Raw genomic sequence first — 19,389 nt, forward strand, 5'->3', positions numbered from 1 at the left:
ACCATGAGAATTATTTTCATGGGATCACCAGGATTTGCTGTTAATTCTCTGAGCTTGTTACTGAAATCAAAGAGCGAAGTGGTAGCAGTATACACTAAGGCTCCAAAACCTTCAGGACGTGGACAGAAGCCAACGAAATCTCCAGTACATGTTATCGCTGAAGAAAGTAACATAGAGGTATGTACTCCTATCTCTCTAAAGTCTTCGGCAGAGCAAGAAAAATTTAGAAATTTCAAACCAGACGTTGCAGTTGTTGCTGCGTATGGATTGATACTTCCAAGAGAAATTTTGAATATTCCCAAATATGGTTGTATTAATATTCACCCTTCATTACTATCAAGGTGGCGTGGTGCAGCTCCGATACAGCACACAATTTTAGCAGGAGATCAAGAAACCGGGGTTAGCATTATGCAATTGGATGAAGGATTAGATTCCGGCCCTATTTTAAAACAGGAAAAATTTCTTATCGAAAAGAACGATAATTACAAGACATTGCATGATAAATTATCTAAGCTAGGCAGTGATTTACTGCTGAAAGTGCTAAACGAAATTGAAAAACAGGTTCCCTTAAAACAGAACGATAATGATGCATGTTACGCTGACAAAGTGGAAGATTATAAAATTTATGCAAGTGATGCTTGTGAGGTTGCTTATAGAAAGGTTAAAGCGTTTTACCCAAAAGCGTTCATCAAGATAGAGAATAAACGTATCAGGATACTTGATGCTGACTTTGAAGCTCTCGCTTCAGAACAAGGTAAGATCATTAATGATAACATGCACATGAGTTTAAAAGGTGGCATTTTAATTCCTAAAGTTGTACAAATGGAAGGGAGAAATCCTTGCAGTATTGAAGATTTTATTCGTGGCTTAAAATCAAGCATGGTAAAAAAATTTATAGAATAGACTGCTTTAAATTAGTGTAGAAATGTAATAGCTAAATTTCCTTTTCTTAGATATAATCTTAAAAAACTTTCTGTACAAAAATGAAAATCAAAAGAGCTTTAATATCGGTATATGATAAAACGAATATAACTGATCTTGCATCGTTTTTAATGCAGCAACAAACAGAAATTCTCTCAACGGGAAATACTTATAAAGCACTATCTGATGCCGGAATAAAAACACAAGAGGTCTCAGATTACACACAATTTCCAGAGATACTAGGTGGTAGAGTGAAAACTTTACACCCTAAAATTCATGGAGGAATACTTTGCAATAGAGAAAAGCACAAAACGGAAATGCAAAATCTAGGTGTTGAGCCAATAGACCTGCTTATAACTAACCTATATCCATTTTGGGAGATGGTGAATAGCGGCTCAAATGAAGAGCAAATTATAGAACAAATAGATATCGGTGGAGTGGCGTTAATTAGAGCTGCAGCAAAAAATTTTTATTTTACTTCAGTCATTTCTAGCATTCAAGACTATGAAGCACTAAAAGCTGAGATGATAAAAAATAACAATGAAACAACATTGGAATATAGAAAACATTTGGCAACTAAAGCGTTTGCTCTCACTGCACACTATGATTCTAACATTCACAGTTGGTTTTTATCCCAGAGTAAAAATAATGAGTTGCCAAAGTTTTTTGCACTATATGGACATAAAGCACAAGAACTCAGGTACGGTGAAAACCCTCATCAAAAAGCTGCATTTTATAGCAATCAATTTACCAAATATCCGTTGGAAAAAATACATGGAAAAGAGCTGAGTTATAATAATATAGTAGATATAGAATCTGCACTTAACATAATTTCTGAATTTGAAGAACCTGCAGCAGTGATAATAAAGCACAATAACCCATGTGGCGCTGCTATTGGTGATAATGCTTTAGAGGCATATGAAAAGGCTCTATCGTGTGATGAAATAAGCAGTTTCGGCGGAATAGTCGCTTTAAATCGGGAGATAGATTTAAAGCTAGCAGAAAAATTAAACGAGATATTTTTGGAAGTAGTGATAGCACCATCAGTAAACAATGAGGCACTAAAAATTTTACAAAGAAAGAAAAATTTAAGAGTGATTATTCATAAATCTTTTCAACAAAATGTGAAATACCAAATTAAAAATGTTGTTGGTGGGTTTTTGGTGCAAGAAAATAATAACCATACAATAAAAGCAGAAGAAATGAGCCGAGTAACAGAATGTACTACAACAGAAAAAGAAAAGGAAGATCTTATTTTTGCCTGGAAAATATGTAAACATGTGAAATCCAACGCAATAGTTATAGCAAAAGATGGTTGTGCTATTGGCATCGGTGCAGGGCAAACAAGCAGAATAGATAGTGTGAACATTGCAGTGAAAAAAGCAGGTGAAGAGTGCAAAGGTGCGGTGCTTGCTTCAGATGCATTTTTCCCATTCTCAGATAGCATAGTAGAAAGCACAAAACATGGGATTACAGCTATAATTCAGCCCGGCGGCTCGCTGAAAGATCAAGATGTGATAAAAGCTGCAAATGAAAATAAAATTGCTATGTTTTTCACTGGCGTTCGCAGTTTTTTCCATTAGGCTTTGTGTCTTATGGCTAGAGATTTTTCCATATCATACCACCATAACTGTACGAACATTGTGATTTGAGTCCACAAGGGAGGATGTCATTCAAGTAGCCTCCTTCCCCTGTCATCCCAGTGCCCAGACACTGGTTCACTCTATAATGGCAGTGCTCCTTTCTTGTCATCCCAGCGCCTCCTTCTCCTGTCATTCCAGTGCTCCTTTTTTGTCATCCCAGTGCCCAGACACTGGTTCCTTTATGACGGCAGTGCCTTCTCCTGTCATCCCAGTACCTTCTCCTGTCATCCCAGTGCGTGACACTGGTTTACTTTATGATGATGTCATGAAAGTAGCTGACATTGGGATCCAGAAGACTTAATTTCAACCAAATAATAAAGGCTAGATCCCAGTGTCACGCACTGGGATGACAAAAAAGGAGCACCGGAATGACAGCAGTCCTACGTCACACCGCCGCGGTATCTTCTTAGCATAGATCCCGCTAACACGTAGCGGGATGACAGCAATCCTACGTCATACCGTGATTTATTCACGGTATCTCATCCGCTAACACATAGCGGAATGACAAAGTTATCGTCATTCCACCGCTAACCGTCATACCGCCGCGGCGCTAACAAGAGATCCTGCTAACACGTAGCGGGATGACGGTTGTCGTTTAGCTATAAATATTTAAGAAATTTACCAAGTAAAAAAAAGGCAAAAGAAGCCCCGTGGTTGGCCAATTACTTACATTATACTTTCAAGTATGGCATTTTTTTATTCTAAACGCTTAATAACCGCGATTTAGCTGCTTTTTAATGCAACTAACCTTTAGTTATCAATGTTTAAGAAGTTTACTAAACAGAAAAAAAGGCAAAAAAACCCTAGGGTAGCTAGTTATTCACTATCCATTTTTTAAGTTGGCGTTTTTTTATGTTTTAAATGCTTTATAAGCGTATTTCAGCTTGAAAACCTAGAAATTTGATAAAGACATAAGGTGCACATAGTGCAAAAAATTAAACATGAGACGCCAGATACGTGAGTTTTTTGTCATTTAATCTGTATAGAGAAGATAAATAAATAGCTTCACTTTCATGATAAGGGGGCTGGCGAGGCTTGTCAAGGAATTTTCTTATTTCATTTTAATTGCTTGTAACCTTCTTATACACTCGTCTTTGCCAAGAATCACCATTATATCAATGATTCCAGGTGCATCCATTACTCCAGTTATAGGGGCACGTAATGAGTGGTATACACCGCTTACTTTCATATCATGTGATTTTGCACATTCCTTGATCTGAGAAGATAAAAAACCCTTATTCCAATTTTCATCACCGATCTTTGACAGAAATGATGCGAGTAACTTAATTATATTGAGGTTAGATTTAACAATTTGACAAGCTTCTTCACTTAAATCAAGTGGCGGATCTTGAATATAAAATTTTGCTAAATCCAATAATTCGGTCAGGTAGTTTGCTCTTTTTTTCAGCTCTGTCAGTCCCTGCAGTAAATAGCCCTTTTTTTTGTCAGTTAGAGTATTTTCTCTAAGCATTAGAGTCAGAATATCTTCATTGCTCATATTACTAATATAGTGGTTATTTAAATGCTCCAGTTTTTTGAAATCGAGCCGTGCAGGTGAACGACCAATACTTTCTAAATTAAACCACTCTATTGCTTGCTCATCGCTAATAATCTCATCGTTGCCGTGACTCCAGCCAAGTCTCAGCAAGTAATTACGCATCGCTTTTGGCAATATTCCCATCTTTTCATAATCGCAAACGCTTGTGGCACCATGCCTTTTGGATAGCTTATTCCCATCTTCCCCATGGATAAGCGGCACATGTGCAAAGCGTGGAATGTCAAAATCAAGAGCCTGGTATATTAGCAGCTGTTTAAAGGTATTAGTGAGATGGTCAGAGCCACGTATTACATCAGTTATTCCAGCATCATGATCGTCAACCACTACGGCAAAAATATATGTTGGAGTGTTATCAGAGCGTAAGATCGCTATATCATCAAGCTGCTCGCTATTTACTTTGATTTGGCCGTATATTTTATCATCAATGACGATCTCTTGCGAGTCTGGCACTTTAAAGCGGACAACAGGCTTTACGTTTGATGTCACACTAATACATTTGTGCTTATATATTTTTCCTTCCTCTCTTGCTTTTGCCTTTTTTTCTGCAACTCCATCTTCAGGGCAATAACAGTGATACGCCCTACCCTTTTCAACTAAAAGGTTTGCTACTTCTTTATGCCGCTCTATTCTTTTTGACTGATATACTATTTCTCCATCATAACTCACACCGAGCCATTTTAGCCCTTCTATAATTGCATCAATTGCTTCTTGTGTTGAACGTTTTCTGTCGGTGTCCTCAATCCTTAGCAAAAACCTGCCACCATGGTGCCTCGCGTAGAGCCAATTAAATAACGCAGTACGAGCCCCACCAATATGCAAAAACCCTGTTGGCGATGGAGCGAATCTAGTGACTACGTCTGGCATGTTATTGTTACAGTAAAGTATAGGCTATGATACCCAAAATCCACGTTTGTAACAATAGACCTGCTGAAAAAGGTGATTGAAAAAATGATGTGAGAGAGGTAGAAGAAGAATAAGCAGATCAAGTAAGGAAAAAAAATGAGCTTTAGTTACTATAATATGAAAAAATACCCAAGAAACTTTCGTAATATAACAGGTTTAACTATAGAGGAGTTCGAAAAAGTAGTGGAAAAAGTGAGGTCTGGATAGGAAAAACAGAAAAAGTGTCATGGTAGAAGATCAAAACTACCAACTCTGGAAGATAAGTTGTTTTGCGTAATTTTGTACTATCGCACTTACATAACACATAGATTTTTAGGATGCCTATTCAATGTACACAACGCAAATGTATGTAGGTTACTTAAGAGAATAGAGCCATTACTCGCCAAAAAAGTGACTATAACAAAAGATAGAAGTATGACGCCAGAAAAAATACTGAAGATTTTGGCTGATGTTACAGAACAGCAAATACAGAGACCAGAAGATAGTAAAAAACGGAAGAAATCATATTCAGGAAAAAAAAGAACCAACACTATGAAAACTGAGATTATTATCGAAGAAGGAGGAAGAATTTTATCAGTGTCAAAGTCATACCGTGGTAGAATTAGTGATTTCCGCATAAGGAAACAAGAAAAATATTTACCACTTGATAGCATAAAACATGCCGATTCTGGATATCAAGGTTGGCAAAAATTGCAAAGCAATGTTATAATTCCATATAAAAAGTATCGTAAAAAGCCATTAACTCCAGAGCATAATAGAAGATTAGCATCATTTAGAATGAGAGTAGAAAACAAGATCCGAGAGATAAAGATATTTAAGATTATGTCGAATGTTTATCGCAATTTTCAGAAAAAATATAACCTGAGGTTCAATATTATTGCTGGTATTGTAAATCTTAAGCACGCCTTTTAGTTAACCTTGATTTTAGTCACCCTCCTTTCCTTTTTTTATCGCTTGATTCGCAGCAGGTCTTTGGCTATCGCTATTGGACTACTTGTTGTAATGAATGTGATACCAGTTGAAAAAGTTCAGTCTTATATAATCATGGGTGAGCTTGCACTGGACAGCAGAGTTATTCCAGTTTCAGGTGTGCTGCCAACAGCAATTAATGCAAAAAAGGACAATAAAGGAGTAATTTGCCCGAGAGGAAATGGTGTAGAAACTGTATGGGTGAAGAATGTTTCAATTCTGGCTATAGAGAAATTAACTGATATTATCAGACACTTTAAGGGTGAGCAATTAATTCAGCCGGTAACTTTTAACTATAGCGCTGCACCCAAAGAAAAAAGATTGGTTCCCGATATGAAGGATATCAGAGGCCAAGTTGTTGCAAAAAGAGCAGCCGAAATTGCGGCAGCAGGTGGGCATAATATGCTTCTTGTTGGCCCTCCTGGTACTGGAAAATCAATGCTTGCTAAGCGCTTTATAGGATTGCTGCCTGATTTGACCGAACAGGAGATGATTGACGTTAATATTATTTCCAGTATAATAAAGACTGGTAATGAAATATTCAAAGTAGCGCGTCCCTTTCGTGAACCTCATCATTCATGCTCTATGCCAGCAATGATAGGGGGAGGAAAGAATGCAAAACCCGGAGAAATTACCATGGCTCATAATGGCGTGTTATTCCTTGATGAGCTACCTGAATTTCCAAGACTTGTGCTTGATTCTCTGCGCCAACCACTTGAAGATAGAAAAGTTACCGTTGCAAGCATCGAACAGACGAAATCTGTCAAATCAGAAAGAAACACACAAATTTAAGTTTTTAGTAGTTTTCAAGTATAGTTGTACAGGGAGCGCCTTTGCAGTTATGACCGACATTTTCAATGGTGCCTAAGTGCCCGTATGCAAGCATGGTTTTGGAAGGAACGGTCAAATCATTGATGGAGTCATTTAGACTACCTCGGTTAGGAGATTGTACTATCAACCGTTCCAAGCTGAAGCGTTTCCCTATTACAAATTATATGTAGGGGTTACCATGAAAAAAGCAAAAAGTAAATTAGAAATAGTGAATCCTAATGCAGCAGGAATAGACATTGGTTCAGCTGTACACTATGTGTGTGTACCTGAAGGAAGAACGCGTTCAGAAATTTGGCTGCTTTACTGAAGACCTTCATAACTTAGCACAGTGGTTGAAAAAGTGTAAAGTTACAACAGTAGCTATGGAATCAACAGGAGTATATTGGATTCCTTTATTTCAAATACTTGAGTCATACAAATTCGAGGTAAAATGCACGGCATGTAAAGAATGTACCTGGTAGGAAGTCTGACGTTCAAGATTGCCAATGGCTCCAACAACTGCATAGCTACGGACTGCTTCATGGGTCGTTTAGGCCAGATAATCAGATGTGTGTATTGCGCAGTTACGTGCGGCAACGCAAAAATCTCACTGAAAGTGCATCTACACATATTCTGCGTATGCAGAAGGCATTAATTCAAATGAATATACAATTACACAAGGTTATTAGTCATATTACTGGGATAACTGGTATGAAAATCATTGAAACTATAATTGAAGGCGAAAGAGATTCTGAAAAATTGGCAGAATTCAGGGACGTGCGAATGAAAAATGATCAGTCTACTATTGCAAAAGCGTTAGCTGGTGACTATAGAGAGGAACACTTATTCACGCTAAAGCAAGAATTTGAACTATATAATATTTATCAAGAAAAAATAGCAGAATGTGATAGAAATATTGAAGCCTATTATAAAACGTTTGAAACAAAGTCTTGTGAAAGCAAACAGCTAAGTAAGCAAAAGAATAAAAATAGCAAAAGTAAGCCAAGCTTTGCTTTGTATGAGGAACTGCACCGAATAACTGGTATGGATTTCACTAAAATTCCTGGATTTGATGTATTAAGTATACAAACCATAATTTCAGAAGTTGGTATAAACCATAGTAAATGGCCAACAGAAAAGCACTTTTCATCGTGGTTGGGACTCAGTCCTGCTAATAAAGTTACAGGGGAAAAAGTGTTTAACACAAGAACACGTAAAGTCATTAACCGTGCTGCAAATGCTTTGCGAATAGCTGCTCATTCTGTAGGAAATAGTAAAAGTGCGTTGGGTGCATACTACAGAAGATTGAAAAAACGACTAGGAGCACCAAAAGCAATAACAGCTACTGCAAGAAAAATGGCATGCATATTTTATAGTATGCTCAAATACGGACAGGAATATGTAGAAAAAGGAATGGAATACTATGAAACACGCTATAAAGATAGAACTGTAAAAAATTTGATCAAAAAAGCGAGCGAATTTGGCTACATATTAGTTCAACAAGAAGAGTTAGTTGAGTGAGTTTCTTAGGAGAAGTCTATTTATTTTAAAAATATTATATAGAAAGTTGCTTGACAAACTCCACCAGCCTCCTTATCATGAAAGTGAAGCTATTTCATTTAACTTCGCAATCTCTGCAGCAGATTAAAATGACAAGAAAACTTGTATTTGGCGTACTATTGTTTAATTTTTTGCACTATGTGCACCGTATGTCTTTATAAAATTTCTAGGTTTTTACCTACATAAGCTGAAACGCGCTTATAAAGCGTTCAAGACATCACCCAACGTCAAATTTTAAAATAGAGAGTGTAATAACTAGCTACCACGGGTTTTCTATGCCTTTTTTTTCTGCCTAGTAAATTTCTTAAATATTAAAGCTAAGGTTAGTTGCCGTTTAAAAGCAGCTAAATTGCAGCGTTTAAGACTTAAAAAACGCCAATACTGAAAATAGACAATGACTAGGGCTTCTTTTGCCTTTTTTTTGTTTGGTGAATTTCTTAAATATTTATGGCTAAAGTAATTTAGGCCTACCGACAACCGTCATCCCTGTAAAGGTCAAGTATCCCGCTACTTGTTAGCGGATGAGATACCGCGAATGAATCGCGGTATGACGGTCTGCTACGTGTTAGCGGGATCTATGCTAAGGAGATACCGCGGCGGTATGACGGTTCGTGGCAGTATATTCGTCATCCCGCTACTTGTTAGCGGGATCTATGTTAAGAGATACCGCGGCGGTATGACGTAGGGCTACAGCCAGTGCGTGACACTGGGATCTAGAAAAAAAGAAGCTGGATCCCAGTGCCCAAGCAACAAGGACAACATTGCAAATTTAGAGTTCAAAAGGGTTATTCCTCGAGAACTACTGCGTCAGAAAGCTGGCGTTGAATTTGTATATAATGTTGATCTTGGAGGTTTTTATGAATAATAGTGAGAGAAAAGAGAAATTAGAAACTCGTATTCTATCAAGCAGAGGTAGATCTTTGCTTGACTATGAGCTACTGGAACGTAATCTATCTGCATACACAGAAGGAAGAGAAGTTGCCAAAAAGCTAATGGAGCTCTTTAGTAGTTTAGGGAGAGTAATTAATGCTGATTTTCATGAGCTAAAAAATGTTACAGGAATGAACGATGGAGCAATAGCAAGTATCTTTTGCCTGAAAGAGATTTTTGATAGGATATTGAAAGGTAAGTTAAAAAAGCTGTCGATTCTTGATAATAGAGAAGAGCTACTAAAATACTTTAAAGCAGCAATAGGGCAGTCAAGAAAGGAAAGCTTACGAGTGATATACTTAGATAGAAGTGGTCATTTAATATATGAGTATATTCAAGACTGTGGAACTATAGACAGAGTACCTCTGTATGTGAGGGAAATAATAAAACAGGGATTACTGATTGATGCAGCATCTATTGCAATTTCACATAATCATCCAAGCGGAGATATAGAGCCATCAAAGGAGGATGAAGATAACACACTTACATTAGCTGCAACCTGTGAAAATGTAGGAATGAAATTGATAGATCATATAATCGTAACACAAAAGAGCCACTTTAGTTTTTATGACAGTGGTTTATTGTAATCTGTAAACCAGAAGGAAAGTTCTCTAACTTTCCTTCTTTTTTTCTACTTCATAAATTAAAAAATTTAATGTAAGCTTGAACAGCTAGAATTAGTAATGAAAGGTGGAATTAGGCAAAAAAATAAAGGAACTTAGGTTATACTGTGGTTTGACACAAACTGAATTAGGAAAAAGAATAGGTGTTTCATATAGACAGATACAAAGGTACGAAAATGGTTCAAATTACATTTTAGCCAGTAGACTATATGACTTAGCAAAAGCCCTATCGATTGATGTTGCTGATTTCTTTACCAGTATGCATGCTGACTCACATGAAAGTTACGATGAAGAAATACTAAAACTAGTCAAAGGATATAACGAAATTAAGAGCAAAAGGTTACGTAGTTCTGATACGTAAAATGACCATACAACATCCTATCGATAAGCAAATAGGTGAAAGGATAAGGAAAAGAAGGCTAATGTGTGGTTTTAGCCAAAGGGACTTAGGAAAAAAGCTTGGAATTTCATTTCAGCATATACAAGGATATGAAACTGGAGAGGTAAGGCTTATAGTTGATAGGCTATATAAGTTAGCAGAAGCACTGTCCGTTGATATGTCATATTTTTTTACCAAAGCCTCTGAAGACTTGCATGATAATGCCTTCCGTAGCGATGTGGGCAGCGAAGAAATATCAAGATTAGTAAGAGAATATAGAAAAATTAAAGATGAAACATTGTGTAACATAGTTCATTCAGTAACAAAAGCGCTTGCCAATAAATAATAATATCTAAATGCATCTCTAACCCACTTCTACAAGCAATACTAATCAAGGTAAATTTTTATGGTGATTTTGGGAAGTGTTCATAAGTGTCAAGTTAAAAGCAAATTCAGGGAGTAAAGGTTAGTTCTTGTCTTTCAAGGAGAATCTTGACCAAGTTATGGTAAGTTTTTCACGAAAAATCTTTAAGCTATTAATCTTATTATCTAACATTCCCTAATTTTAATCAAAATTCAAGAACCACTTTATATAAGTCTTTGCAATAGCTTATTCCTCAAGGCTATGTTTTACATAGCCTCCAATTAAGAACGTCCTACAGATGTCGTTTTGGTATCTTTTAATTTGTTTACCCAAGAAAAAGTCTCACTACTTTTAGAATTTTGGTCACCCCACCTTCCACACCTAGTAAAACTGCCTCTTTCTACTGCTTCTTTAACAGACATTCCACCAAATAAACACCCCTGTCCTATGATTTCTCCTATTTTTTGCAACTCATTCCACATTTCTTCATCTTCCACCTCAACTTGTACTTGATGATAGTCTTCTGTATCGTGATATACCATTAAATTTAGCTCTCCTAGGCTAGTGCAAAGTGTTACTGTAAAAGCGCTGTTATCGGATATATCTACATAATTTCTTTTACCGTCTTTCCCGGTTTTGACCTCAACTTCACCATCACCTATTTTTATGATATTACCGCCAAGGTTTAAGTCTCCTTTACTTAAGCCCAAATTTTTTGCACCTTCTACAACTTTGGCAACATCAACTATGCAGCTATGTGAAAATTCAATATAGAAGGTCTTATTATCAATTTCTACATCTTCAACAGTTCCTTCTATAGTAGCGTCTTCTCCAACTTCCCTAAGTTTCTTGAGCCTACTATATATTTGTGGCTCAATTTCTTTTTGCACTTTTTCAGCTATTTTCTTATCAACTTGTACATTAAAATCTGCTCCATGTAAGGCTAACTTTCTGATTATATCTTCTTGTTTATTTTCTTTGAATTCATCACGATACATCTTAAACATTGTAACGTTAGCGAAGCTAAAGCCATTTTTATTGGCAGCATTTATTCTTATTCCTAAATCCAAAGCTTCATCGACAACTTTACTTAACTCGTTTATATTTTTAGCTGCAATAGCTTTTTCCAAAAATTCATTTAGTTTCATATTTTCATATTCACTTAGCCTTATTTTGCATAAAGCTGATTGAAATGGATTGAGCTCCTCAGGATATGTTAAGACAGGTAATTTACTAATCTTTTTATTTGCTGTTGGAGCAGCTTTTATAAAATTAGGTAACAACCCTTCTTTTGCTATTCGCTCTACCGCTTTTAACATTTTACTAGACAATTTTTTACTATTTATTTTTTTCATTGTAACCCTCACTTAATTTCATTACTATTCGATCATAACGTGATAAATGTTATTTAATTGTTAACACTATACGACTTGTTGATTTACTATAAATTATAGTAACAAACTTTACGGGCATTTACGCTAGAAAAACATATCTCGTAAAAATTATTTCAATTTCAATAAAAGTTGGGTACTGTGATTGTAAAATTGAAAGAAATGGATCTCCTGTCTTATTCCACTGCAAAGCTGAAGAAGCATTGTCAGCTACTTGATGATGAAGAAAAAGTAATTCTATATGAGCAGCTGCTAGACAAGGCTAAAGACATACTTGAAAATTCAAGAGATAATGTTTCTGAACTGAAAAAGATCAGTAAAGCTGCTGTAGCAATAGAGGAAACCACCGATCAGCAGTTACTAGAAAAGTTTAATGATGACCACCCGCTAAGAGAAGTGGACATTTTAATCTACTCTCCTCAGGGAAATACTGAACATCTATTCAGCATAGATAACTCGTCAGAGCTTTATGATTTAAAAGAAGATAAGGATAAAGCTCTTTATAATGCAGTAAAATCAAATGATGTTGAGCTTGTAAAAAAGCTGCTAATGATCCTTTTACCTACAGAAGTAGGTAATTTTGATGTAGAATACTTGGAAGAATTGAAAATATTGCTGTCAGGAATTCACAAAGAATTGCAATTATCACAAGATATGAAAAATTATCTTGTAAAGACGATAAAGTTCTATAGTTTTTTATGTAGTAATTTTAGCTTATTAGTTGCAAATCCTACTGATGTAAAAGCTATGATCAATCTATTTGCTACTCAACCAAATATTGATTACCAAATAGATAAGCTTCTGCTTTCTTTTATTGTGAGAGATGTTGAGGAAAAAAAGCTAAATTCTGAAATCAAACACATGATAGAGCTTCTTGAGCAGCATGAAAGATTTGCTGAGCTCGAATATAAGGTTAGAAGATTAAGATCAGAGTTTGCATCTGGCAAAAGCAGATATTCGGCTGAAGTAATACGAAATAGCATTGCAGAACGAGAAAAAGAGATGAGGGAAATTGAGAAAAAATACGTAAGGCCAAACAATTTAATTAGCGAGAGGCAGAAATTATTAAAGCAATTACTTTGCTAGCTTTTTTTCCACTTCATAAAATTTGTTGTAAATTTGAATAAGAGGTGAAAAGTGCAATTAGGTAAAAAGATAAAACAATTAAGGCTAGATCATGGTTTAACGCAGACCGAATTGGGAAAAAGAATAGGTGTCTCATATAGACAGATACAAAGGTACGAAAATGGCTCAAATTGTGTTTTGGCTAGTAGATTATATGATTTAGCAAAAGCCCTATCGATTGATGTTGCTAACTTTTTTACTGATGTGCATGCCGGCTCACATGAAGTTTACGATGAAGAGGTGTTAAAGCTAGTCAAAGGATATAATGAGATTAAGAGCAAAAGGTTACGTAGTGCGGTTTATATATTAGTAAAATCTTTTTCTCAAAGTTACAATGAGAGTTAGTATTGCTTTGATATATAAATTAAGATGTTAATAAATGATTGTGCAAGCTGAACAGTACCCTATTGATAAACAAATAGGTGAAAGAATAAGGAAAAGAAGGTTAATGTGTGGCTTTAGTCAAAGAGATTTAGGAAAAAAGCTTGGAATTTCATTTCAGCATATACAAGGATATGAAACCGGAGAGGTAAGGCTTGTAGTTGATAGATTGTATAATTTAGCAGAAGCTTTGTCTGTTGATATGTCATATTTTTTTACCAAAGCCTCTGAAGACTTGCATGATAAGGCCTTCCGTAGCGATGTGAGCAGCGAAGAAATATCAAGATTAGTAAGAGAGTATAGAAAAATTAAAGATGAAACTTTGCGTGAAATTGTTCATTTAGTGATTAAGGCTCTTGCTAACACAGGCTTTAAAGCACAAATGGGTAAATTCTCTCCTTGACTTGTTGAAGAAAACTTAAACTTTCATTTTCTTCATCATTTTGCTTTCGATTTTCTTTAACTTTGATGCGTGTAGTTATCCCTACACAAAGTATAATGTTTTAAAAATAAAAACTTGCACCATAAAATATAGGGATTGTAAAGCTTCTAATAGAAAAGCAACAACAAGAATCATTTATTAATTCTAAAACCACAGATCAGTCTACTATGCTGCCAAGGAAGGACATTTACCAGCTGTAGAGTTTCTCATAGAAAAAGGAGCAAGAATTGATATTAAAAATTCCAATAATAGATCACCATTGGAACTTGCAAATGATGGAGGACATGAAGAAGTTGAAAATTTACTAAGAAATGAATTACTTCTTGATGCTGTCAAGAGAAAAGACCGCAGTGGAGTAGAAGCTCAACTTGATAAAGGGGCTAATGTTAATTATGTACGTCGAGAAGATGGCTGTGCACCATGCTGTCAGTTATAACCATGAAAATCTTGAGTTTGTGAAGTTCTTAATAGGGAAAGAAAAGGTGAAATTATTTAGCACCAAAGATTAAAGAAGATATAGTAAAGGGGAGGCAGCCAAGAGGTTTGAAGCTAGCTGATTTGAGAGAAATACCGGTGCTGTGGAGTGAGCAGTTGGAGAAATTATATAGACTGACGTCTTAATTTATAAAAGCCACAGGAGATAGATGTGCCAGAAATTGAGGGAAATCAGTGTTAAAAGCTTAATTATATAATAAAAATAGTGATAATCTTAATTTATATGTGAAACGACCTAAGAGCTTCAAAATTATTTCATAAGAGCCTAATGTTTCTTATAGCCCTTCTTCCGCTGAATCATGTAGTTGGTCTGATTAAAGGAAATTCTGTGGACATCACAAAAGTCAATTCAATCAAATACAAAACTCGAAAAAGTAGAAAGTGTGAAGCAGCCAGTCTTTCCTGAATCCAGCACAAAAAGTTATGTCCAAAAAGGAATAAACATCAAGAAAGGAAAATAGTTTCTTTAGAATAATCTTTTAATTATTAACTCAATTTCTCTAAATCCTCATGCTATTTCTCCTTGCTTTGAGCGTATAGTTTATTGAATACCTCCAAGAATCTTGCTTTAAAAATATATCAATTTTTTTTACCCCTCCAAAACCTTTTTTTTTGTTTAATAATTTTAGTTGACTTTATGAACACACTATTATTTCTTTTGAAGATTCAATCTTTTGCGGCTGGTCTAAACTATCAATTGACATCATAAGAGTAGACGGAGCATCTGATTCTTTTACTACACAATCTAATTGCTTAATAGTTTCACTTGACTCTATAGATGCATTTCTTTCAAAATTTCCATCTTTTACAGCTTGTAAAACACTTTTTCCTCCTAAAAGGCAACTTTCCCCTAAACTTGATTGATTTTTTAACTTGTCAGACTTCTCTTGGCTCTCTCTATCAAGCTTTACTTCTATTATATTACTATCTTTATCACTAGAATATAGATGAATACTAATCTTTCCCACTTCAGTAGTAAAAGACATTTCAATGCCATCTCCTAAGACATCTGTATAATTTCTTTTTCCTCCTACATTTTCAATTCTTACTATACTCTCTCCAATATGAAATATATGATGTCTAAAACTTAAATCTTTCACTTTTGGATTATTTGTAACTTTTGCAACCTCAACAGTGCTATCTTGCGAATATTTTACATAAAAATATCCATTATCCATTTCTGTGTGTAAAGCTTTGCCTTTGGCACTACTGTTTATAATACCTTCATTTGCTACGCTTTTTAGCTTGTTATCGATTTCTTCACGTTCTGCAAAAATCTCATAACTGAACCCATAAGTTGCATACAATAACCTATTATCATAGAAGGAACTGCGTTTTACCCTTCCACCTTTTAATAGTAAATTATTCATGATATTGCGTATAATACCTATATTTTTGTCATCTGATACACCCTCATAGGCAGGAATACCTCTTATTCCCTTAGAAACTAAACTTGTTATAGTCTCACTATCGTCTGATAAACTCTCATAAGATGGTAATCCCTTATGCTGTCGTATTCTATCAGGGATATTTCTTATTTCCTTAAAAATTAAACTTGTTATAGTATACTCATCATCGTTACATCTTGAATTGAGCCTTATCCCTTTTTGCAAATATTTACTTGTTATGCACTCTATACGTTTTAAAGCAATGTTTGTAAAATTTTCATGCTTATCCCTATAACCTTGATCATTTTTTGCTACTACATCTTCTAATTCTTTACAAAATTCATCAATTAGACTTTTCTCATCTCCGGTTAATGGTAAGTCTAGGTCCATCAAAGCTGAGTCCTTTGGACTAATAGGATAATAATAATCGCTTTCTAAATCTGAATCACTGTTATCAGTTAAGCTGTCATCAATTTTGCTTTGATACGACAATATATTCTCTACACATGTGTCAGAAGTCTTTTCAGTTTCATGTGTCTGATCAAAGTCATAAAACTCAGGACGGTTGCTTATTCCTTGAACAAACAAATTATAATCGTCCAAATCTGCTACATTATTTTCAGAAGTTGAATGGCCACCAGAGTGCTTTAAATATTCTGTATTTTGTTGCTGTGAATCCAATAGCTTAGATAGAATAGGCATAACTCTCTCCTTGAAATACCTTTTGTCCAACTTTACTTAATTTTATTATATTATTATGCAATGTAATATTGACTATAGCATACCTTGATAAAGCTTTTCAAGTACTATTTTTATAGTGAGGTCTGCTATGAAAATACTTGTTTTAGTAACTATTATCATCTAGCCTCTGGAGTTGTTTATTACACTTGTTTTTTGAGAGAGTGGAGTAAGATAATTTAAAAAAAATATATAATTCACTAAAATGCAGTAATAAAATGCCTTTTACTACTAAAGTAAGGTTAGCATTTACCTACATCCTATCTTATTTAAATAATTTATTTTAAACTAATCATCGATTAAATGCTCGTTTAGATGGACCTGCCTGCTGAGCAATTGGCTGCTGAACATTACTAGCTGGTTGCTGACTAGGAAGCATCATATCGGAACTATGTTTTACCTCTACATCTACAAACTTATCGCCAATTTTTATAAGAGAATCTTTATCTGCTGCGCCTTTATCAAAAACAGCATACATCAATTTCGCTTTGTCAGCATCAGTAATTACCTTATACGCTTCACCTTTTTCATATCTTGTCAACTGATCCTTAGCCTCTTTTTCTTTTTTGTTTAATTCTCCCACCTTAGCAAATTTTAGCTCTATTCCAACTGGAGGGTACTCTTTTGCTCTGTCAGTAGCTTTTATAATTAACATAATGTCCAACTTCTCTCCACCACCTATTTGAAATTCAGTAATAACCTTTATATTATCTTCGCTGTAGCTACTAAATAAACCATGTAATAGAGCTTGAAATGTAGCTTCATTGTTTATTAATGATTTGAAAGGATACAATATATTAGAAATTTCTTTAAATACTTTTTTGTAATTACCATAACCACCAGATTTTATAGCTTCTTTCATAGCTACCTTAAACTTCTCGTTTTGACCAATTGGTGGTAAGAAATTACCTTGAAAAGCTTCACCACTTCTTTTGTATTCATCCAATGAGTTGTATGTGTTTACTGTTAATCCCTCATTCTCCCTACAGTATTGATTAAATGGGTTCTTATTACTAGGTGTACTGTACAAATTACAAGTGATTTCTTGTATTTTTATGTCATTAATGTTCTGAATTTCTTCAATTGGAATCCTTTTACCATCTGGCATTCTCAATGCAAATTTATTTTTTTCGTTTATGTTGAGTATAAACACCTTCTTGCCTACAGTTAACACTATAGTTGTAACACAATCTGCAATACTTTCTTCTGCTGATTCTGGACGTGCTTGTGACCCTTCAACCATTTTGCCATCCTTATTATAAATAAAAGTATATTTTCTTGATTTCTCATCTTTAATCATATCAGAAATAAGTATTAACTGGCCTAAAATAAACTGACTTACGTAATGTATATTATCACTACCTCCATTACTCCAAACGATTCCATAATATAGGTATTCTAACTGTTTTCTTATGATTTGAGCGACACAAATATTAGGTAAATTTTCCAAAAGTTTCTTTAAACGCTGTTTATCAACTTTATCTTTGTTTTCTTTAAATAAACCCATTAATTGGCTTTTTATTATTTCACCAATTTCCTCTCCTTTACCTAATTTTCCTAATTGACTTTCTATAGCGTCTTTATTTATTTCTTTTGCTCGAGTTTTCAATGAACTTCCTAGTTGGTCTTCCACTGTTTTAGTAGTTGATACCATAATTTGAGGAATGCTAAGCAACTTTTCTACTACAGAATTATTTTTTCTATCCAAGAATTCTTGTGCATAAAGTGAATATTTAGCAACACGATTCATTTCAAAATTCAACCCTACACAAACCACTTCATTGGCTAAGGTAACCATTCTGACAAAGTTAGAAAAAGACCCTTTAACATAACCTTGAACTTGCTCCATTGCTCTTTGAGGTGTGTTTGCTTCATCTGTTTTTGCTTTAAGTTCAATAATAATGGGAATAGCATTTAGTGATTTATCAATGCCACGTACAAGCAAAATAACATCTGCCTGACCTTTTCCTGCAAATAATTCAAGATACAGTTTTAGATGATAACGATATTTGAAATTCATTAAGAATCCTGCTAAAAAACCATGATAACTTGATTCTTTACCATCAAATTGTTTTTTAATTTCTCTATTATTTTTATATTCACTATAGATACTAGTAATATAGTCAAGCACTTCTTTCATCGTATTTATTACTTCCCCGTGACCTTTATTTGCTAACTCTTCAATTAAGTCTTTCAAGTTTTCTTTTTTCTTTTTATTAAAGTAAATTCTTTTACTCCTGGTGAAACATGGCCATCAAGTTTTATCGAACTGCAAGCAACTTTCTTTTTCTCCTTCTCAATTGTTACACCATATCCAACTTTTGTATGTTTTTCATATCTTAACTGAACTTTTTGATCTTGACCTCGGCCAAAAAAGAAATGACAATCTATGTTTGCCAATTCTTCTCGATCAAATTCTAATTTAGCATTCTCTTTATCAGATACTGCAATACAGATTATTTTTTCACTTTTTGTCTTAGAATCTTCAGTTAATACAGCTAGCTTCAAAGTACCATGATCATCAAAACGAAAGCAAATTTCCTTAACCTTAACATCTCTAAAGTCAGCAAGACCTGAATCCAACAAAGTAGTAAAAGTGCCAAAAAAGAAACTAGGGAAAAAGCCTTTCTTTCCAACTGAGTGTAAAAAAGAAGGAGACTGATCAATAAATGACTGAAATCTCTTTTGAAAATCCAAAAACTCGTCCTTTGATGTATTTTCCATCAATAAAAGCTGCACCAATTCAAATGGCTCTGTAGTACTTTGCAT

17 protein-coding genes and 2 pseudogenes are annotated in these 19,389 nt (G+C 34.7%); 13 read left to right on the forward strand and 6 right to left on the reverse strand.

What is annotated here, in order from left to right; genetic code table 11:
* Positions 1 to 3: 3 nt before the first annotated feature.
* Together fmt and purH are read left to right on the forward strand one after the other, a co-directional pair.
* Positions 4 to 903, forward strand: coding sequence for a methionyl-tRNA formyltransferase (gene fmt / locus MWH06_03650; protein UPA55683.1), 900 nt, complete (start codon positions 4 to 6; stop codon positions 901 to 903).
* 80 nt (positions 904 to 983) lie between these two features.
* Positions 984 to 2,504, forward strand: a complete 1,521-nt coding sequence (gene purH / locus MWH06_03655; protein ID UPA55684.1) for a bifunctional phosphoribosylaminoimidazolecarboxamide formyltransferase/IMP cyclohydrolase — start codon at positions 984 to 986, stop codon at positions 2,502 to 2,504.
* A 16-nt stretch (positions 2,505 to 2,520) separates the two neighbouring features.
* Here the strand turns inward: purH and MWH06_03660 are convergent, their stop codons facing one another.
* Positions 2,521 to 2,697: a hypothetical protein gene (locus MWH06_03660; protein UPA55685.1), complete on the reverse strand. Its 177-nt coding sequence runs from the start codon at positions 2,695 to 2,697 to the stop codon at positions 2,521 to 2,523.
* 918 nt (positions 2,698 to 3,615) lie between these two features.
* Positions 3,616 to 4,986, reverse strand: a complete 1,371-nt coding sequence (gene gltX / locus MWH06_03665; protein ID UPA55686.1) for a glutamate--tRNA ligase — start codon at positions 4,984 to 4,986, stop codon at positions 3,616 to 3,618.
* Positions 4,987 to 5,121: 135 nt separating this feature from the next.
* On the opposite strand from gltX, the pseudogene MWH06_03670 reads away from it, so the two are divergent.
* The 7 genes and pseudogenes from MWH06_03670 (at position 5,122) to MWH06_03700 (ending at position 10,642) form a co-directional block, all read left to right on the forward strand.
* Positions 5,122 to 5,937, forward strand: a pseudogene (locus MWH06_03670) (transposase).
* Positions 5,938 to 6,027: 90 nt separating this feature from the next.
* The gene (locus MWH06_03675; GenBank protein UPA55687.1) at positions 6,028 to 6,786 is read left to right on the forward strand and encodes an ATP-binding protein; all 759 of its coding nucleotides are present in this window, start codon (positions 6,028 to 6,030) and stop codon (positions 6,784 to 6,786) included.
* A 217-nt stretch (positions 6,787 to 7,003) separates the two neighbouring features.
* A pseudogene (locus MWH06_03680) lies at positions 7,004 to 8,325 on the forward strand (IS110 family transposase).
* A 739-nt stretch (positions 8,326 to 9,064) separates the two neighbouring features.
* Entirely contained in the window at positions 9,065 to 9,229 is a 165-nt protein-coding gene (locus MWH06_03685; GenBank protein ID UPA55688.1) for a hypothetical protein, read from the forward strand.
* Entirely contained in the window at positions 9,222 to 9,881 is a 660-nt protein-coding gene (radC, locus tag MWH06_03690; protein UPA55689.1) for a DNA repair protein RadC, read from the forward strand. The genes MWH06_03685 and radC overlap by 8 nt, the downstream gene beginning before the upstream one ends.
* A gap of 103 nt (positions 9,882 to 9,984) precedes the next feature.
* Positions 9,985 to 10,278 (forward strand): helix-turn-helix domain-containing protein, encoded by a 294-nt coding sequence (locus MWH06_03695; GenBank protein ID UPA55690.1) that lies wholly within the window; start codon positions 9,985 to 9,987, stop codon positions 10,276 to 10,278.
* Between the two features lies 1 nt (position 10,279).
* A complete protein-coding gene (locus MWH06_03700; GenBank protein ID UPA55691.1) occupies positions 10,280 to 10,642 on the forward strand; it encodes a helix-turn-helix domain-containing protein in 363 nt (120 codons plus the stop codon).
* 299 nt (positions 10,643 to 10,941) lie between these two features.
* On the opposite strand, the gene MWH06_03705 is transcribed toward MWH06_03700, so the two are convergent.
* Entirely contained in the window at positions 10,942 to 12,015 is a 1,074-nt protein-coding gene (locus MWH06_03705) for a hypothetical protein (GenBank protein ID UPA55692.1), read from the reverse strand.
* A gap of 198 nt (positions 12,016 to 12,213) precedes the next feature.
* Between MWH06_03705 and MWH06_03710 the strand changes: the two genes are divergently transcribed.
* The 4 genes from MWH06_03710 (at position 12,214) to MWH06_03725 (ending at position 14,435) form a co-directional block, all read left to right on the forward strand.
* Positions 12,214 to 13,137, forward strand: coding sequence for a hypothetical protein (locus tag MWH06_03710; protein ID UPA55693.1), 924 nt, complete (start codon positions 12,214 to 12,216; stop codon positions 13,135 to 13,137).
* Positions 13,138 to 13,188: 51 nt separating this feature from the next.
* Entirely contained in the window at positions 13,189 to 13,521 is a 333-nt protein-coding gene (locus MWH06_03715; protein UPA55694.1) for a helix-turn-helix domain-containing protein, read from the forward strand.
* 34 nt (positions 13,522 to 13,555) lie between these two features.
* On the forward strand, positions 13,556 to 13,960 hold the full coding sequence (locus tag MWH06_03720; protein UPA55695.1) for a helix-turn-helix domain-containing protein: 405 nt from the start codon (positions 13,556 to 13,558) through the stop codon (positions 13,958 to 13,960).
* Between the two features lie 298 nt (positions 13,961 to 14,258).
* Positions 14,259 to 14,435: a hypothetical protein gene (locus tag MWH06_03725; GenBank protein ID UPA55696.1), complete on the forward strand. Its 177-nt coding sequence runs from the start codon at positions 14,259 to 14,261 to the stop codon at positions 14,433 to 14,435.
* 694 nt (positions 14,436 to 15,129) lie between these two features.
* On the opposite strand, the gene MWH06_03730 is transcribed toward MWH06_03725, so the two are convergent.
* The 3 genes from MWH06_03730 to MWH06_03740 all read right to left on the reverse strand — a co-directional run bounded on the left by MWH06_03730 (position 15,130) and on the right by MWH06_03740 (position 19,389).
* Positions 15,130 to 16,584 (reverse strand): hypothetical protein, encoded by a 1,455-nt coding sequence (locus MWH06_03730; protein UPA55697.1) that lies wholly within the window; start codon positions 16,582 to 16,584, stop codon positions 15,130 to 15,132.
* Positions 16,585 to 16,912: 328 nt separating this feature from the next.
* Complete coding sequence (locus tag MWH06_03735) at positions 16,913 to 18,817, reverse strand: hypothetical protein (GenBank protein UPA55698.1); 1,905 nt, start codon at positions 18,815 to 18,817, stop codon at positions 16,913 to 16,915.
* Entirely contained in the window at positions 18,814 to 19,389 is a 576-nt protein-coding gene (locus MWH06_03740) for a hypothetical protein (protein ID UPA55699.1), read from the reverse strand. Before MWH06_03740 ends, MWH06_03735 begins: the two co-directional genes overlap by 4 nt.

It is taken from the genome of Wolbachia pipientis (assembly GCA_023052945.1).
In the GTDB taxonomy this organism is placed as follows: domain Bacteria; phylum Pseudomonadota; class Alphaproteobacteria; order Rickettsiales; family Anaplasmataceae; genus Wolbachia.

What these genes read in the sequence shown, in the direction of transcription:
- fmt (UPA55683.1), top strand. Translation starts at nt 4, where the DNA reads ATGAGAATTATTTTCATGGGATCACCAGGATTTGCTGTTAATTCTCTG.
- purH (UPA55684.1), top strand. Translation starts at nt 984, where the DNA reads ATGAAAATCAAAAGAGCTTTAATATCGGTATATGATAAAACGAATATA.
- MWH06_03660 (UPA55685.1), bottom strand. Translation starts at nt 2,697, where the DNA reads ATGACAGGAGAAGGAGGCGCTGGGATGACAAGAAAGGAGCACTGCCAT.
- gltX (UPA55686.1), bottom strand. Translation starts at nt 4,986, where the DNA reads ATGCCAGACGTAGTCACTAGATTCGCTCCATCGCCAACAGGGTTTTTG.
- MWH06_03675 (UPA55687.1), top strand. Translation starts at nt 6,028, where the DNA reads ATGAATGTGATACCAGTTGAAAAAGTTCAGTCTTATATAATCATGGGT.
- radC (UPA55689.1), top strand. Translation starts at nt 9,222, where the DNA reads ATGAATAATAGTGAGAGAAAAGAGAAATTAGAAACTCGTATTCTATCA.
- MWH06_03700 (UPA55691.1), top strand. Translation starts at nt 10,280, where the DNA reads ATGACCATACAACATCCTATCGATAAGCAAATAGGTGAAAGGATAAGG.
- MWH06_03705 (UPA55692.1), bottom strand. Translation starts at nt 12,015, where the DNA reads ATGAAAAAAATAAATAGTAAAAAATTGTCTAGTAAAATGTTAAAAGCG.
- MWH06_03710 (UPA55693.1), top strand. Translation starts at nt 12,214, where the DNA reads ATGGATCTCCTGTCTTATTCCACTGCAAAGCTGAAGAAGCATTGTCAG.
- MWH06_03720 (UPA55695.1), top strand. Translation starts at nt 13,556, where the DNA reads ATGATTGTGCAAGCTGAACAGTACCCTATTGATAAACAAATAGGTGAA.
- MWH06_03730 (UPA55697.1), bottom strand. Translation starts at nt 16,584, where the DNA reads ATGCCTATTCTATCTAAGCTATTGGATTCACAGCAACAAAATACAGAA.
- MWH06_03740 (UPA55699.1), bottom strand. Translation starts at nt 19,389, where the DNA reads ATGCAAAGTACTACAGAGCCATTTGAATTGGTGCAGCTTTTATTGATG.